This is a genomic window from Streptomyces sp. NPDC006925 (assembly GCF_042869575.1).
Lineage (GTDB): Bacteria > Actinomycetota > Actinomycetes > Streptomycetales > Streptomycetaceae > Streptomyces.
The window spans coordinates 1-16,325 of record NZ_JBIAGB010000007.1 but is presented as its reverse complement, the minus strand read 5'-3'; the positions used below and the strand labels follow the sequence as shown (position 1 = coordinate 16,325).

General features: G+C 73.3%; 15 protein-coding genes and 1 pseudogene. 9 read left to right on the top strand and 7 right to left on the bottom strand.

Annotated elements, in window-relative coordinates; genetic code table 11:
- Position 1 precedes the first annotated feature (1 nt).
- From ACFYNS_RS12130 to ACFYNS_RS12115, 4 genes and pseudogenes are all read left to right on the top strand, one after another.
- Positions 2-811 carry an alpha/beta hydrolase gene (locus tag ACFYNS_RS12130; protein WP_360295669.1) on the top strand — a complete coding sequence of 270 codons (810 nt, stop codon included), beginning with the start codon at positions 2-4 and terminating at the stop codon, positions 809-811.
- 259 nt (positions 812-1,070) lie between these two features.
- Complete coding sequence (locus ACFYNS_RS12125; protein ID WP_360295672.1) at positions 1,071-2,060, top strand: AraC family transcriptional regulator; 990 nt, start codon at positions 1,071-1,073, stop codon at positions 2,058-2,060.
- 217 nt (positions 2,061-2,277) lie between these two features.
- Complete coding sequence (locus tag ACFYNS_RS12120; RefSeq protein WP_360295675.1) at positions 2,278-2,940, top strand: DUF4360 domain-containing protein; 663 nt, start codon at positions 2,278-2,280, stop codon at positions 2,938-2,940.
- A 154-nt stretch (positions 2,941-3,094) separates the two neighbouring features.
- A pseudogene (locus ACFYNS_RS12115) lies at positions 3,095-3,466 on the top strand (trypsin-like serine protease); the annotation flags it as partial.
- A gap of 93 nt (positions 3,467-3,559) precedes the next feature.
- On the opposite strand, the gene ACFYNS_RS12110 reads toward ACFYNS_RS12115, so the two are convergent.
- From ACFYNS_RS12110 to ACFYNS_RS12095, 4 genes are all read right to left on the bottom strand, one after another.
- A complete protein-coding gene (locus ACFYNS_RS12110) occupies positions 3,560-4,711 on the bottom strand; it encodes an NAD(P)/FAD-dependent oxidoreductase (protein WP_360303774.1) in 1,152 nt (383 codons plus the stop codon).
- Positions 4,712-4,756: 45 nt separating this feature from the next.
- Positions 4,757-5,452 (bottom strand): helix-turn-helix domain-containing protein, encoded by a 696-nt coding sequence (locus tag ACFYNS_RS12105; protein WP_360303772.1) that lies wholly within the window; start codon positions 5,450-5,452, stop codon positions 4,757-4,759.
- Between the two features lie 366 nt (positions 5,453-5,818).
- Positions 5,819-6,478: a class I SAM-dependent methyltransferase gene (locus tag ACFYNS_RS12100; protein ID WP_388602401.1), complete on the bottom strand. Its 660-nt coding sequence runs from the start codon at positions 6,476-6,478 to the stop codon at positions 5,819-5,821.
- Between the two features lie 192 nt (positions 6,479-6,670).
- The gene (locus tag ACFYNS_RS12095; RefSeq protein WP_360297189.1) at positions 6,671-8,122 is read right to left on the bottom strand and encodes an MFS transporter; all 1,452 of its coding nucleotides are present in this window, start codon (positions 8,120-8,122) and stop codon (positions 6,671-6,673) included.
- Positions 8,123-8,304: 182 nt separating this feature from the next.
- Here ACFYNS_RS12095 and ACFYNS_RS12090 point away from each other — a divergent pair, with 182 nt between their 5' ends.
- Positions 8,305-8,760: a MarR family transcriptional regulator gene (locus tag ACFYNS_RS12090; protein ID WP_360297191.1), complete on the top strand. Its 456-nt coding sequence runs from the start codon at positions 8,305-8,307 to the stop codon at positions 8,758-8,760.
- Positions 8,761-9,232: 472 nt separating this feature from the next.
- Entirely contained in the window at positions 9,233-9,826 is a 594-nt protein-coding gene (locus ACFYNS_RS12085) for a hypothetical protein (RefSeq protein ID WP_388602397.1), read from the top strand.
- A 114-nt stretch (positions 9,827-9,940) separates the two neighbouring features.
- Here the strand turns inward: ACFYNS_RS12085 and tatA are convergent, their stop codons facing one another.
- On the bottom strand, positions 9,941-10,150 hold the full coding sequence (gene tatA, locus ACFYNS_RS12080; RefSeq protein ID WP_360297197.1) for a Sec-independent protein translocase subunit TatA: 210 nt from the start codon (positions 10,148-10,150) through the stop codon (positions 9,941-9,943).
- A gap of 109 nt (positions 10,151-10,259) precedes the next feature.
- Between tatA and ACFYNS_RS12075 the strand changes: the two genes are divergently transcribed.
- Together ACFYNS_RS12075 and ACFYNS_RS12070 are read left to right on the top strand one after the other, a co-directional pair.
- A complete protein-coding gene (locus tag ACFYNS_RS12075) occupies positions 10,260-11,771 on the top strand; it encodes an LCP family protein (RefSeq protein WP_360297200.1) in 1,512 nt (503 codons plus the stop codon).
- A 135-nt stretch (positions 11,772-11,906) separates the two neighbouring features.
- Positions 11,907-12,344 (top strand): hypothetical protein, encoded by a 438-nt coding sequence (locus ACFYNS_RS12070; RefSeq protein WP_388602394.1) that lies wholly within the window; start codon positions 11,907-11,909, stop codon positions 12,342-12,344.
- Positions 12,345-12,380: 36 nt separating this feature from the next.
- Here ACFYNS_RS12070 and mgtA read toward each other — a convergent pair whose 3' ends face one another.
- Together mgtA and ACFYNS_RS12060 are read right to left on the bottom strand one after the other, a co-directional pair.
- Positions 12,381-15,071: a magnesium-translocating P-type ATPase gene (mgtA, locus tag ACFYNS_RS12065; protein ID WP_388602391.1), complete on the bottom strand. Its 2,691-nt coding sequence runs from the start codon at positions 15,069-15,071 to the stop codon at positions 12,381-12,383.
- Complete coding sequence (locus ACFYNS_RS12060) at positions 15,064-15,423, bottom strand: metalloregulator ArsR/SmtB family transcription factor (protein WP_360297209.1); 360 nt, start codon at positions 15,421-15,423, stop codon at positions 15,064-15,066. The genes mgtA and ACFYNS_RS12060 overlap by 8 nt, the downstream gene beginning before the upstream one ends.
- A 280-nt stretch (positions 15,424-15,703) precedes the next feature.
- On the opposite strand from ACFYNS_RS12060, the gene ACFYNS_RS12055 reads away from it, so the two are divergent.
- Positions 15,704-16,183: a hypothetical protein gene (locus ACFYNS_RS12055; RefSeq protein WP_388602388.1), complete on the top strand. Its 480-nt coding sequence runs from the start codon at positions 15,704-15,706 to the stop codon at positions 16,181-16,183.
- The last annotated feature ends 142 nt before the right edge of the window (positions 16,184-16,325 follow it).

The following is a 16,325-nucleotide window of genomic DNA, read 5'->3' as shown; positions in this document are numbered from 1 at the left end:
TGTGCCCTACGCGACCGTCAACCGCATCGAGTTGTTCCACGAGGATCACGGGTCCGGGCAACCGCTGATCCTGCTGCACGGCTGGGGCACGAACGGTCAGGTGTGGAGCGCGCAGGCCGAGGAGTTCGCCGGCGCGTACCGGGTCGTCGTACCGGACTGGCGCGGATGCGGGCGCTCGGCGCGACCGGGCGGCGGCGACACGATCGCGGGCCACGCGCAGGACGTCCTGGCGCTGGCGGAGACGCTGGAGCTGGACCGTCCGGTGCTGGTGGGCGTCTCGGCCGGAGCCGCGATCGTGCTCGAGGCAGCGCGGCGGGCGCCGTCGTCCGTGCGCGGAGTGGTCGCAGTCGACGGCCCCGGATACTGGCCCGCGGAGCGGAAGGCGGAACTGCTCGTCGAGCTGCGCAGGATGCTGCGTGCGGACCGGGCGGCGACGGTCCGGCAGTGGGTGGTGGACTGGTACGGCCCGCTGGCCGACCCGGCCCTGCCGGAGTGGACGGTGCAGCAGATCCTGGCCGCTTCGGACTCCATCGATGAGATCCTCTCGGACGCGGTGCGGCACAATCCCCGCGAGACCATCGGCGAGTTGGAGGTTCCCGCGTTCTTCGTCCACGGGCGGCTCGACGCCGAGATCCCCGCCGAGGTGTCCGAGACGCTCGCGGAACTCGCCCCGCACGGCGAGGCGCACATCATGGCGGAGTCGGGCCACATGCCGCATGTGGAGCAGCCCGCGGAGTTCAACGCGCTGCTGCACTCCATACTCCGGCGTCTCGCGGCGCCAGGTGCGGCGCGGGACGCCCGGCAGGACTGACAGCTTCGACACGACGGAATCAACCAGCAGGGCCCCGAGCCGGAGAACCGGCGCGGGGCCCTGCCGTACTGCGCCGGGTCCCCCGAACCCCGGACGCGGTACGGCTCCAGGACTTGGCCGATACTGATCTGTGCGGACTCCACTGCATCATTCGGCATTTGACTCCTGGGATGCAGAACGTTACTCACTGTGGAAAAGGCAGGCTAGCCGCGGAACGCGGCTCCTGGCCGGATAACGCGACGGTGAGTGAGGAAGCTCCATGAACGCGCCCGCTGCCGATGACAGCCGGATGCGGACGCTGGTCCGCAGTGATGATCTGGACGAGACACGCGAGATGATCAGCACCGCGTACAGCCCCTACGAACTGCGCGTTCTCAACAAACCGCAGGACTTCTCCGCGTGGTACGCGGAGGGCGGCTTCCCCGGGGTCACCCTCTCCGCGTTGAGCTACGGCACGGAGACGCTCGTGGCGCCCGAGCCGCTGACGACGTATCTGCTGATCTGCCAGGTGCACACGGGCCGGGTGCGGGTGGAGTCGCCGGGGCGCGAGGAGCAGTTCGTCGACACCGGGGAGACGTACATCCTCGACCCGCATCGGCGGTTCAAGGTCTTCTGGGGCGCCGGGGCCCGGATGACCACGCTCCGGCTCTCCCGGGAGGCGGTGGACCGGGCGGCGGGCGAGGCGCTCGGTCACGAGGAGCCGGTCCGGGCCCGGTTCGCGCTGGGCGGCGCGGTCTCCGCGGCGGCGGCGGAGAGTTGGTCGGGGGTGTCCGCGGCGGTGCACCGGGAGGTCATGACGGGCGGTGTGGCCCGCACCAACCCGCTCGTCGCGGCACAGCTCACCCGGACGGCTGCCGCGACCCTGATGGCGACCCATCGCCTGCTGCCGGCCTCGGAACCGGTGCGGCACATCGGGAACGTCGCCCACCCGGCCGTGCGCAGGGCAATCCAGCTCATGGAGGAGCGCAGCGACCAACCGCTCTCCCTCTCGGACCTCGCGGTGGCAGCCAGGCTCAGCCCCCGTGCCCTGCAGGAGGCGTTCCAGCGGTACGTGGGCCGGACGCCGCTGGCCCATCTGCGCGAGATCCGCCTGGAGCGCGCCCATCAGGATCTGCTCGCGGCCGACTCCGACGGCCCGGTCACGGTGGCGGAGATCGCCTTCCGCTGGGGCTTCTCCAACCTGGGCCGGTTCGCGGACTGGTACCGGCGCCGCTACGGGCACGCCCCGTCGCTCACGCTGCGCGGGTGAACGGCGGCGCCTGTACGCGGGTGAGGGCGGCGCGCAGGGGCGGCGGGACAACGCGCCCACGCCTGGCGCAAAAGCACCGTAGAGGAAACTGCGTCCGAAAACGGGCCTGTCCAAGGTGCGCGCCGCCCTCTTTCATACCGATCGGAGGGAGCGACCCGGAGCGCACGCCCCGGCTCCCTCCTGTCCCCCGAAACCGCACACGACGCAAGGGATGCCCATGTCGCGAAGATCCCTCAGGACCGCAGCGGTGGCGGCGGCGCTGTCCGCCGGCGCGTTCTCCGCCCAGCCCGCCCAGGGCGCATCCGCGGCCCTCGCCGACCCGCCTGACGACCGGATCGTCATCGACGTCGCCACGGTCAACGGTTCCGGCTGCCGCGAAGGAACCGCCAAGGTGGCGGTCGCCGAGGACAACACGGCTTTCACCGTCACCTACAGCGACTATCTGGCCGAGGTGGGGCCGAACTCGAAGCCCACCGACCGCCGCAAGAACTGCCAGCTGAACCTGATCGTGCACGTGCCGCAGGGGTTCACCTACGCGATCGTCTCCGCGGACTACCGCGGCTACGCCTATCTGCAGCCCGGCGCGAGCGGCCTGCAGAAGGCGTCGTACTACTTCCAGGGCTCCCCCGACACCGCGGCCACGAGCCACCCCTTCACCGGCCCGCAGGACTCCAACTGGCAGGCCACCGACACCACGGACTGGGGACAGGTGGTGTGGAAGCCCTGCGGTGAGCAGCGCAACTTCAACATCAACACCGAGGTGCGGGTCGATGTCGGCAGCTCCGATCCGACCACGACCAGCTTCATGACGATGGACTCCACGGACGGGGACATCAACACGACCTACCACTTCGCCTGGAAGCAGTGCCCGTCCTCCTGAGCCGCCCGGGCAACCGCTGACGGCCGCGGGCCGGCACCGGTCCCAGCCGGTGCCGCGCACGGCCGGAGCGGGCCGTCCGGGATCTCGGCGCACCATGCGCCGCCGCGCAGCCGGGCGGTGGGGTGGCCGGGGTTCCGGGCGGCACCGGATGCCTGTTCCGCTCGGCCGGTCCGTCCAGGCGACCTACGCCCGACTCGGCCGGCCGGGCTCGGTGTCGGTCAGCCAGACCGTGCAGGTGTACGGATGGGGCGCCACGTCCCGCTGCGGACAGGAGATCAACTGCCGGTCCCGCTACCTGAAGTACGCGAACGTCGTGGTGACCGGCGGCTGCCAGGACGCCTACTACGGTTCGGCGATCTGCGCCCGGCGCGGTGACGGCATCACGGCGGGCGGCGACTCGGGCGGCCCGATGGTGGCGAACGGCACGCAGGTCGGCGTCGCCTCCACCAGCGACCGGCAGTCGAACACGGCGTACACCAACGTCACGCGGTACCGCTCCTGGATCCAGTCCGTCGCGGGCGTCTGAGCGCCCCGGACCAGCCGGTGCGGCCGCCGGTTCCCCGTGCCGGACCGCGCACGGGGAACCGGCGGCAGAACAGCCGGGGGCCGGCCGGGACCGTCAGGGACGGCCCGCCGCGGGGGAACCGGCAGCCATCATCGAGACCAGGGCCCCGGGGCTGTCCGGGCCGAAGAGCAGGTCGAGCCCGGCTGCGGACTCGGCGGCCCGCTCCGCGCTCCGCGGGAAGAGGGCCTCCTCGTAGGCGGTGAGGGCCTTCTCCGGGTCGCCGGGGTGGGCGGCGAGGGCCTGCGCGAGTTCGGCACCGTCCAGCATCGCGAGGTTGGCGCCCTCACCCGCGAACGGGGACATCAGATGGGCGGCGTCCCCGAGGAGGGTGACGCCCGGCACCCGGTCCCAGCTGTGGCCGACGGGCAGGGCGTGGATCCGGCGCGGGACCAGCCGGCCGTCGGCCTCGGCGAGCAGCGCGCGCAAGCTGGGGTGCCAGTCGGAGAAGTGCTCCAGGACCGACTCCCTGGCGGCCTGCGTGTCGGTGAAGTCGATGCTGTCGAGCCAGGATTCCCGGGCCCGGACGGCGACGTAGACATGCAGGCTGCCGTCGGGCTCCCGGTGGGCGAGGAAGCCCCGGCCGTCCTCCGGCGCGAAGAACATCCCCCCGCCCACGAGCGCCGCCGCCGCGGGGTGGCGGAAGTCGGCGTCGAGCAGGTCGAGTTCGACGAAGGAGATGCCCGTGTAGGCGGGCCGGGCGGGCGAGAGCAGCCGACGGACCCGCGACCAGGCACCGTCGGCGCCCACCAGCAGGTCCGTCGTGACGACGCCGCCGTCGGCGAACGCCACTTCGTGGCGGCCGTCGCCCAGCGCGCGGACGGTGTCGGCCTTGGCGTTCCAGCGGACGGTGCCCGCCGGCAGCGCGCCGAGCAGCAGGTCCCGCAGCCGGCCGCGGTCCACCTCGGGGCGGGTGCCGGTCCCGTCGTCCTCCTCGGCCATGCGAAGGACAGCGTCCTTGCCGACGATACGCAACTCCTGACCGCCGGAGTGGATGATGCGGCGGAACCCGGCGGTCAGACCGGCCGCCTCCAGGGCGGCCTGGCCGTTCTCCTCATGGATGTCGAGCATGCCGCCCTGCGCGCGGGCGTGCGGGGCGGCGTCGAGGTCGAAGACGGCCGCCTCGATGCCGTGCACATGCAGGACGCGGGCGAGCACGAGTCCGCCGAGACCGGCGCCGACGACGGCTACGGGGTGGTGCAGGGGCATGGGGTCACCTCACTGGGTGGTGAGAACAGGGGCCCGCGGCCGGAGTCAGGCGCGGGGAGTGTGGCGGATGCCGTCCAGGAGCACGCGGAAGGCCCATTCGAGCCGTTCCTCGGGCGTACCGGTGAACAGCTCCGCGCCGACAGCGGCGAGCCGCGGATGGGTGGCGGCCGGGAGGTCGGCCAGGGCGGGCCCGGCCGCCTGCGACCGTGCTGCGCCCCGGGCTCTCCCGGCTTCGTCCCGGGTGGCCTGCTCGGCGGCTGTGGCGGTGGCGGTCTGCAGCAGGACGTCGACTCCCCAGGCCGCCCGGTCGTCCTGGACGCCGCCCTCGTGGAGCAGCCTCAGCAGCGTCTCCAGCAGGGCGAGGTAGTGCGGCCCGGACGGCTGGACGGCGAGGGCGGCGCGGGCCAGCTGCGGATGCGCGAAGAGGACGCGCGTGTAGGAGTCGAGAACGGCCACGGCGCTCTCCCGCCAGTCGCCGCCGGGCGGGACGGGATCGAGGTCGACCTCGCCCAGCAGCCCGTCCAGTACGGCCGCGTGCAGTGCGGCGGTGTTGCGTACGTAGACGTAGAGCGAGGCGGGCCCGGTGTCGAGCTCCCGCGCCAGCCGTCGCATCGTCACCCGCTGCAGGCCCTCGGCGCGCATCAGCGCGACGGCGGTGGCGACGATGCCCTCTCTGCTGAGAGCGGGCTTGGCGGGCCGCTCCCGGCGGCTGCGGGGCGCGGCGGCGTGCTGTGCGGTCACTTCCGGATCGTAACGAACATGTTCGTCACGGACAAGTTCGTCACAAACATGTTCGCTCCACCGAGCCGCAACGGCGGGGAGTCGAGCCCTCGTGGCCGGCGCTCCGGCCGGCGGGAGCGGCATCCGGCTCGACCACCCGCGAGGGCCGGTCTCGAACGCGAGAAGCACGGAGGCGGCTTCAGTCGCCGGCCCGGCGGCCGGTGGCGTCCGTGTGCCACGCGGACCGCCCCTGAGCCGGCTCCGGCAGCCCGCCCACGGGAGGGGGCGGCGCGGCGCTGCTCCCGGCGGCCTCGCCCTGGTGCGGCGCGGCGCTGCTCCCGGCGTGGGGAGCCACCGCGCCCCTCGGCGACACGCGACACCGCGCGCTCACGGGTCCGCGTGCCAGACGAGGGTGTAGCGCCAGAAGAGTCGACGGCGCAGGTGCGCGCCGGGCAGGATGCGGCGGGCCTCCCGGGCGATCTCGGCGAAGTCCTGCTCCGGCGGGCGGGTCGCGGCGGTCATCGAGAGCGGAGGCTGCGCTGTGCGCCCCCTGTTGCGGTACCAGCCCACGGCGGCGTTCAGCGGAACCGCGGCGGCGCCGAGCGCGTGGTCGCCGATGCTCCGCGCCCGGGCGCAGCCGACGACCACCAGCGTGCCCCCGGGCGCCAGTCGGTGGCGGAATGCGAGGAGTGCCTCGCTGAGCGGCAGGTGGTGGAGGACCGCCACGCAGGTGAGGACGTCATACGGTCCGGCGGCGAGCCCCGCGGGTGCGTCCGCGACCGTGAAGGCCACCGGAGCCGTCGTGGGGGTCGCCGCCACTGCCCGGGCGATGAGCACCGGGTCGGCGTCGACCGCATGCACCTCCCGGGCGCGCGTTGCCAGCAGCCTGGCCAGGTCGCCGCTGCCGGAACCGACGTCCAGGGCGCGGTCGAAGCGCCGGGGGATCCGGCGCAGGATCCAGCGGTGGTAGTGCGCGTTGTGGTCCCAGGGGTGCGCCGCGTTGAAACGGTCGAGCGCGCCCAGGATCCGGTGCGGCAGGGTCGTCATGGGGCAAGTCCACCACCCTGCCCGGCGGTGGGGCCCGGATACGGCCCGTCCGCGGGGCAGCGGGGTCGGGGCCGGGTGCCGCACCCCGGTCCCGGGCCGAAGCCGGTGCCGGGACCAGGGCGGAACCAGGGCGGGACCGGGGTGCGGACGGTTCGCGGTGCGCCCCGGGCGGGAGGGCACCGCGCCTCCGGCTCAGGCAGGCGCCGGTACCTGGCCCTTCGGGGTCTGCTCGCCTTCGTCCGCACCCCCGGCCGCCCGCACCGCCGGGATGGCGGCGGCGACCACGGCGGCGACGAGGGCGACTCCGCAGCCGATCAGCAGACCGGTACGGAATCCGGTCTCCGAGGCGAGGTGGTGGCCGCCCAGGGTGATGGTCAACTGCGCGAGCACCACACCGATCACGGCCGAGCCGATGGTGGTACCGAGCGAGCGCATGAGCGTGTTGAACCCGTTGGCGGCAGCCGTCTCGGAGAGCGGCACCGAACTCATGATGAGGGCGGGCATGGCACCGTAGGCGAGGCCGACCCCACTGTTGATCACGATGCCGACGACCATCAGCCCCCAGGCGGAGCCCATCAGCGCCAGGGACAGCCCGTACCCAGCGGAGATCACCAGAGCGCCGCAGACGAGGGCGAGCTTCGGACCCCGGGCGTTGATCAGCTTCCCGCCGAGCGGCGAGACGATCATCATCATCACGCCGCCCGGGGCCATCCACAATCCGGTGGCCAGCATCGACTGCCCCAGGCCGTACCCGGTGATCTCGGGGAACTGCAGGAGTTGGGGTGCGATCAACATGAAGGCGTACATGCCGACGCCGACCAGGACGGAGGCGACGTTGGTGAGCAGCACCCGCGGCCGGGCGGTGGTGCGCAGGTCGATCAGCGGATCCCGAGTGCGCAGCTCCCAGACCCCCCAGGCGGCGAGGGCCGTTGCGGCGACGAGGAACAGACCCAGCGTGGTCCCCGAACTCCAGCCCCAGTCCGCGCCCTTGGAGATCGCCAGCAGCAGGCTCACCAGGCCGACGGCGAGACCGAGTGCGCCGGGTACGTCGAAACGCTGCCCCTTGGCACCGGCCGGGACGTCCGGGACGAGGAACCAGATCAGTGTCCCGATCAGCAGCGCGAGCGCGGCCGAGCCCCAGAACAGGGCCCGCCAGTCGGCGTACTCGGCCACCGCAGCGGCGACCGGCAGCCCGATGGCGCCGCCGATCCCCATGGAGGCGCTGACCAGGGCGATGGAACCGCTGAGTTTCTCGGCCGGGACCACGTCGCGCAGCAGCGCGATCCCCAGCGGCACCATGCCCATACCCATGCCCTGCAGTCCCCGGCCGACGATCATCGGGAGGACGGAGGAGGAGAGGGCGCACACCACCGAGCCGACCACGAGGGGAACGGCGCAGACCAGCAGCATCCGGCGCTTGCCGATGAGGTCGCCGAGGCGGCCGGAGACCGGCACGCACACGCCCGCGACCAGCAGCGTGACGGTGATCACCCATGCCGCGTCGCCGGGCGTGGTGTGCAGGATCCGCGGCAGTTGGGCGATGAGCGGGGTCACCAGGGTCTGCATGACCGCGGCAACGGTGCCGGCCAGCGCGAGCGTGGCGACGACGCCGCCAGTGCGGGAGGTCGGCTGGGGACCGTCCATGACGGGACTCCTCTGCGGGTTCGGGGTTCCACCGGTACGGAGCGGTGGTGCACGGCGAGTTCAAATGTGCATCATACATATGATGTGCATCAGCCATATCGCATGCGCCATGCACCCTGCGTGATACACAGGACCACTGGAGGCACGCTCGGCCGCCCGGCGCGCGGCCCCGAAGGAGGCACATGGACGAGGCCACGCGCCAGGTGGAGTACGAGCAGATGCTGCTCAGCCGCTATCTCCACCTGCACAAGTCCAAGGGGCGGCGCAAGGACAGCACACTCGACCGCAGCGCCTACATCCTGCTCAGCCGGATCCGGATGCAGGGGCCGATGTCCATCGGCCAGCTCTGCGACGCCTTCGGCCTCGACGCCTCCACCCTCAACCGGCAGACCGCCGCCGCCGTGCGCGCCGGACTTCTGGAGCGCATCCCCGATCCGGACGGCGGCCTGGCCCGCAAGTTCCGCACCACCGCCGAGGGCGAGCAGCGGCTGGACGAGGAGCGCGAAGGCACCGTGCGCAGCCTGGACCGGATCATGGCCGACTGGGACGACGAGGACATCGCCGCCTTCGCCGCCTACCTCAAACGCTTCAACACTGACATCGAACGCCTCGACGGCCGCCCCTGGCCCCGGCCGTAGGGCGGCCGAACGCGCGACGCACCGCCGCCCGCGGCGCCGGGCGGCGCCATGCGGCGCCATGCGCACGCGGACCGGCGAGGAACAGGGCCCCCGGAACCGGAGGGCCGCAAGCCACCTGGAGGGCTGGGTGCCCGGCCGTCGCCCCGGTCACCGAGGGTGCACCTCCCGCGCACGGCACAGAACCGCGCCCCGGCGACGCCACCGCGATCGGGCCGGGCGCCGGCTGTTCCGGCAGGCGAGGTTCCGCTTGTGCCGGAGCGCACCTCACCGGGCATGAGCGGCACCGATATCCACCTCTGGCCGTACCGGGGTGTCCGTCCGCGGTCCGACCGGCGGCGGGCTCGTACGGCTGTGGAACCGGAGGGAGTTCGCCCTGCGGCCGGACTCGGGAGGGCGGAACGCCCGGAAGCATCGGCAGGGCCGGCCCGGACCCCGTCCAGGAACCCGGGCACCCGGATCCAGGAGGATCACGATGTCTGACGAACACCCCCCAGCCACTGTCCGTACGACGCAGGAGCGGAGACCGCGCGGTGGCGGCCCGGCGGGCACGGTGCCGGGTGTCCCGGCGTGGGCCCGCCGCGCCGCGGCTGCCGTGGTGTGGGTCGCGCTCCCCTCCGGACTGTGGCGGGTGGCCGTCGTACTGGGCGTGCCGCTGGGACTCGGGCAGGCCGAGTACGACTCGATGATGGTGCCGGGTTGGGGCCTGCTGGTACTGCCGCTGCTGTCGCTGTTCCAGGAGGGGCTCGCCGGGCTGACGCTCGGACTGGTACGGCCCTGGGGAGAGGTGTGGCCCAGGTGGCTGCCCCTGCTCGGCGGCCGGCCGGTGCCGGTGTGGGCCGCGGTCGGGCCCGCGGCGTTCGGCGCCCTGGCGTGCACCGTCTACGGCGTGCTGCTCCTCTGGACGACCGCGCACGCGCAGATGGACATCACACCCTGGGGCAAGTGGCTTCTCGACCTGTGCTACGTGCCGATGATCGCCTGGGGACCGCTGCTGGCAGCGGTGACCGTGCATTACCACCGGCGCCGCACCCGCGCGGGGCGGCTCGCGGATCCCGCGCAGTCCTGACGTACCGGCCCCGACATCGGGAGGGACCGGAACACTCCTCGGGACGGCTCGCGGCGGCCCGGCGGAACGGTTCCCGGCGCTCCGGGCAGCCCCGGGACCGCATCCGGTTCGGCGCTATGCGACCGGGGGTTCGGAACCCGCCGGCTCCCGCGGCGGGTCGGGCGCGGGCTCCTGCTTCAGGGCCCGCGCCTCGCTCTTGAGGATCCGCAGGGACGTGCCGAGTGAACGCGCGGCGTCCGGCAGCCGTTTGGACCCGAAGACGAGCATCGCCACGAGTGCCACCACCACCAGGTGCCACGGCTCCAGACCGTTGCGCAGAAACATCCGCCCCGCCTCCGTTCTTCATTACTTGCTACATTGCGCAACTGTACAACCCTGGAAGCGGTGCGGCCGTCTTCGCTGTCACAGAACGCCGCACGGACGAGGAGCGCGCATGTCGGACCGCCACGCGGGGAAGCCCGCGCACCACAACGGAGGCCGGACGGACCGCCGTCGGCGGCGCACCGGCGGCAGAGCCCGGACGGCCGGACTGCTGACGCTCTCGCTGCTGGTGCTGGCCGCCGCCGGAACCGGCTGGTTCCTGCTGCGGTTGAACAGCAACATCTCCACGTTCGGTACGGACGGGCTGAGCAGGGAACGCCCGGAGGCCGGGGCCGGCGGCCAGAACGTCCTGGTGATCGGCTCGGACGCGCGCACCGGCGGGAACGACCGGCTGGGCGGGGGCCGCAAGGACGACACGGGGCGCTCCGACACCGCGTTCCTGCTGCACGTCTTCCGGGACAGCGCGCACGCGGTGGCCGTCTCCTTCCCCCGGGACACGCTGGTGGAGATCCCCCCGTGCAAGCTGCCCGACGGCACCTGGACAGCGGCCCGGCACAACACCATGTTCAACGCGGCGTTCTCCGTCGGAGGAAGCCGCGAGGGCAACCCGGCCTGCACCCAGAACACGGTCGAGAAGCTGACCGGGCTGCGCGTGGACCACACCGTCGTCGTCGACTTCCAGGGGTTCTCCGCGATGACCGAGGCGGTCGGCGGGGTGCCGGTGTGCGTGCCCGAAGACCTCTACCAGGGCGATCTGAACCCCAACCGGGGCTCCCGCGGCGCACGCGTCTTCCGGGCCGGCGAGCAGACCGTGTCCGGGCAGCGGGCCCTGGACTACGTCCGCATCCGGCACGGGATAGGCGACGGCTCCGACATCGGCCGGATCAAACGCCAGCAGGCGTTCGTCGGCTCACTGATCAAGAAGATCAAGGAGAAGGGGTTCGCTCCCACGACGCTGCTCCCGCTCGCCGACGCCGCCACCGAGTCCCTGACCGTGGACGAGGGCCTGGGGACGGCCAAGAAAATGGTGGACTTCGCGATGTCCCTCAAGGACATCGACCTGGAGAACACCGAGTTCGTCACCGTCCCCTGGCGCTACCAGGGCAACCGCGTCGCCGTCCGCCACCCCCAGGCCGAAAGGCTGTGGGCCGACCTGAGGGCCGACCGGCCCCGGGAGGGGAGCGGCGGTCCCGAAGCGTCCCACGGGCCCGGCACACGGAGTCCGTCGGCCCCGGCACCCCGGACGCCGGTCTCCGGTACCGGTATCAGCGTCTCCGTCCGCAACGGCACCACCACCCCCGGGCTGGCGGCCGCCGCCTCGGCGGAGCTGCGCGCCCACCACTTCACCGTGACCGGCGTCGGCAACGCGGCGGAGCGCGACCGCAGCACCACCGTGCTCACCTACGGCCCCGGCGCCCGGTCGGACGCCGTGAAGCTCGCGCGGCTCCTTCCCGGTGCCCGCCTGGAGGCCGGTGATCTGCCCGGGCTGCGCGTGACACTCGGCGCCGACTACCGGCCCCCGTCCTCGTCCGGCACCCCGGGCGCCGGGGCCGGGCGGAGCCACGCGGAGGACACCGGCCGCTCGGCCGCCGACGACCCCTGCTCCGACCTCTCCTACGGCTGAACCGCCCCGCCCGCGGATCCGCGCCGGAAAACCGGCACTCGGGCCCGGCGGGTCCGGACGAGTCGCTCCCGGCCGGGAAGCTCCGCGGGCCGGGGCCGGGACTCCGGCGCCCGCCGGGAACTAGGCTGCGGCCGCATGCTGTTCCGTGAGCCGAGAGCAGGACGGCCGGTGGACGGCCCCACGAAGGCCGCACGGTGGCTGCTGGTGCTCTTCCTCGCACCGGTCTGCTGGGGCCTGTTCCAGCTGGCCGGAGCCCTGCCCTCCGCGCAGGCCCCGAGATGCCCGGGCACCGTCCTGGACGAGCACGGCGAGGAACTCCCGCAGACGCGGCTGCGTCCCGGGCAGACCTGCCACACACGGGACGGGCTGCGTCCGACGGGCAGCAGGACGTTCGAGGAAGCCGAGAACCTGCGAGCACAGGAACAGCGGGAACTGCTCGAAGAGGGCGCGCTGTTCACGCTCTACGGAGCAGGCGGACTGGCGCTGGTACTCGGCCGCCTCGGACCCCCCTGGCGCCGAGCGGACCGGGAGCAGCACACCCGGCCCGAGGAGGCCGACGGCGGCACGGGCTGAACCGTCCGGCGGCGCCGAAGCCCGGGGGCGGCCGCGCTAACCGGCAGCGCGGCCGCCACGCCGCCGGGCGGCGACCAGCGCGGCTCCGTACAGCGCGAGGACCAGGGCGAGCAGCGCGTACGACGCGGCGGTCAGTGCGGTGACCATGCCCAGCGCAGGCCCCAGCGGGGTGAGCGGCAGCACGATGCCGACGACCGCGAGGACGGCGGCGGCCAGTTGCACGGGACCGGCCGGTCGCTGCCGCCCGATACCGCGGCCGCTGCGCAGCAGCACCATCACCATCGCCTGGGTCAGCAGGTTCTCGGTGAACCACCCGGCGTGGAAGAGCCCCTGGCCCGCCTCGGTCGCCGCCTCCGCCACGGTCCAGGCCAGCACCCCGAAGGTGGCCAGGTCAGCCGCGGCGTTCAGCAGACCGAAGCCGGTGATGAACCGGAGGAGCTCTCCGGGGCGCAGCGCGGCGGGCCGGCGCAGTTCGGCAGGCTCCCGGCGGTCGAAGGCGAAGGCGAGCTGCGCGGCGTCGAAGAACAGGTTCTGGACGAGGACCTGCGCGGGAAGCATCGGGACGAACGGGAACAGCAGAGCCGCGGCGAGCATCGCCACGGCGTTGCCCAGATTGGAGGAGAGCGCCACCCGCAGATAGGAGGTGAGGGTGACGCTGCTGTGCCGCCCCGCGGTGACGGCGGGCTCCACCGCGGCGAACGACTGCTCGCCCAGCACCACGTCGGCACTCTCCCGGACGGTGGGCACCGCATCGCGCGGGCACAGTCCCACATCGGCGGAGCGCAGCGCCGCGAGGTCGTTCACCCCGTCGCCGAGAAAGCCGGTGGTGTGCCCGGCCGCGCGCAGGGCGGCGACCACCCGGGCCTTGTGCCGCGGAGTGCACCGGGCGAAGACGGTGACGCGCCCGACCGCCTCGGCGAGCGCACGGTCCTCCAGCCGGTCGATGCGGTCGGCCGTCAGCACGCCCTCCGCGCCGGGCTCCAGGCCGAGTTCGCGGCAGACGCGGGCCGCTGTGCCGGGGTGGTCACCGGTGAGGATCTTGACGCCGACGCCCTGGTCCCGCAGGCCCCGCAGCGCCTCGGGGGCATCGGGGGCGAGGGCGTCGCGCAGGGCGACCAGCCCGCGGAAGGAGAGCCCGCGTTCGTCCGCGGAGCTGTACGCATGCGCGCCCGCTCGGGAAGGGCGCTCGGCGGTGGCCACGGCCAGCAGCCGCAGACCGTCGGCGGCGTAGCGCGCCGCCGATCTGCGCAGTTCCTCGCGTTCGGGCTCCGCCAGCACACACCGCTCCAGGACGGCCTCGACGGCGCCCTTGACGACGAGGATGTGCGTTCCCGGACGGCCGGACGCGCGGAGCACCGCGGTCGACAGCCGGCGGACCGGGTCGAACGGCAGCACCGCCACTCCCTCGTACTCCTCCTCCAGGCAGGGGAGGCCGTAGCGCTCGGTGGCGGCGTGCAGGATGGCGTCGTCCAAGGCGTCGGCCACCGGGGTCTCGGCGAGCTGGAGCGTCCACAGCGAGTTGCGGGCCGCCCAGCACAGCACCGCCGCGTTCGGCGCACCGGACCGATCCACCGCACGGTCGAGAACCGGACGGTCCTGGGTGAGGGTGCCGGTCTTGTCGAGGCACAGCACGTCCATGGCGCCCAGGTCGTGCAATGCGGGCAGCCGCCGGACGATCACCTCGCTCTCCCGGGCGAGCGAGGCCGCGCCGCGGGCGAGCACCGCGCCGACCACGACCGGGAGCATCTCGGGAGTGAGGCTGACGGCGACCGCTATGGCGAACGGCAGGATCGCCACGCCCCGGCCGCTGACGGCCGCGTCGGCAGCCAGCACGACCGGGGGTGTCAGCAGCATGAACCGGACCAGGATCCAGGCGGTGCCGTGCAGCGCCCGGTCGAAGGCGCTCTGCCGCGGACGGGTGTGCTGGTGCCCGGCGGCCAGTCTCGTCTCCGCGCCGGTGGCGAGCACGACCGCGCGCCCTCCTCCCGCGAGCACGGTACTGCCCTGGAAGCACAGATGCGGCTCGCCGAAGAGGGCGGTGCCGGTGTCCGGTTCCCCGGACGAGGGTGCGGCACCGGGTTCTCCCGTGCCGGCCCCGCCACTTCCGGCGGACGCCTGGCGCTTGCCGAGCGGACCCGACTCCCCGGTCAGCTGCGCCTGCCCGACGACCAGGCCGGTGGAGCTCAGCAGCAGCACGTCCGCGGGCACGAGGTCGCCGGGCCCGAGCCGGATGACGTCTCCGGGCACCAGGTCGGCGACCGGCAGCTCTCTTTCGTCCGGGCGGGCGGCGGACGTGTCGCGGCGGCGCAGCACGGTGACGGTTCCGGCGACGAGCGCACGCAGCCCGGCGACCGAGCGGTCGGCCCGCAGTTCCCCTCCCGCACGCAGGACGCAACTGACCGTCACCAGGGCCAGGATCACGCACGCGGTCCCCACGGAACCGATCGCGGCCGAGACCAGCCCCAGCAGCAGCAGAACGGCGGTGAAAGGTTCACGGACCCGTTGGACCAAGCGCCGCGCCAGGGAGGGGGTGTGCCAGGCAGGCGGCGTGTTCTCCCCGTGCCGGGCCAGGCGTTCCTCGGCTTCCGCCTCCGTCAGTCCGCGCGGGCCGGTCTCCAGGTGCCGCAGTGCCGTGAGCGGTGCCTGCGCCGCGAGTGCGGTGCCGGCACCCGGCTGCGGGAGGGCCGCCCCCTCCGTGCAGGGGCCGGGTCCCGGAGGCTCAGGCACCGAACTCTTCCGACCGCAGTCCGTTCACCGGCGTACCCCGGCCGAGGGCCAACTGCCGGACCATCTCGTGCACCACGGTGACGACGGCCGGGTCGTCGACCAGATACACCTGCCGCCGCCCTTCCCGCCGGGACCGCACCAGCCCGGCCAGCTTCAGCTTGGCCAAGTGCTGGCTGACGGCCGGCAGCGTTCCGCCCACCCGTTCGGCGAGGTGGGAGACATCGCACTCGCCCTGGGACAGCGCCCAGACGATGTGCACCCGGGACGGCGAGGCCAACAGGCCGAAGGCGGTGGCGGCCTGCGTCAGCAACTCGGCGGAGGGGTCCTGCCCACCGCCTGCCTCCCGTGCCACCGCTCTCCTCCCGTCCACGCCGTGTCCCCCGGTCCGGACAGCCCGGACCCGCGGAGCACCTCAGTGTAGAGCGCGTGCGGGCGGCAGCGATGCCGCGGCGGCCGGGCGGCGCGCGACGGCAGCCGCGGCCGGTCGTCCGAAAGCCGCAGGCGGTCTGCAACGGTTCGACGGCGACACGGTGAAACCGTCACCACGCGCACGGTGACGGCGCATCCTTGCCTGGACGCCGGGGCCGCACTCGGCCGCCGGCGGGCCCCAGGAGCCAGAAGGGAAAGAGCCGATGCCCATACCCGTGTGCTCGCTGATCATGAACGAGAACCAGAGAGTCGCTTCCGACGGCGCTTACCACTTGGTGCGCTTCCCGTTCGGCGGAGGCGAGTCCTACGACGCCGAGGGCATGCACCAGGTACGGCAACCGGACGGCTACGACGTCTCCGACTGGCGCGCCGACGACCGATCCGGACTGATCTGGCCCGCCGTCGACGGATGGGGCGTCGTCACCGTCATGATCCAGTGGGAGCCCGGCGACTACAGCGAACTGCGCGACCAGGTCGTACGCGACCCGCTCGGCCTCACCGACGACCCGGTGGACACCACGGCCACGGACCATCGGCGCCCCTCCCCCGGCATGCAGTGCTTCACCAAGCACCATGAGCTCTTCGTGCACCCGGACGTCCCGCTGGCCATCCGCGTCGCCCACAACGACTCCCGGTCCCGGAACCTGGTGCACGCGCAGTTCAAGCTGGCGATCCACACCTGAACTCCCCGCGCCCGGTCGGAGAATCACCACCGAACCGGCACTTCGAGCGCGTGAGGGAGCGGGTGGGTGGGAGGTGTGTTCCTCCCGCCTGCCCGCTCCGTGGTGCGCCGCTGTGGTGTGGCGGTGGTGTTGCGTTGGTGTG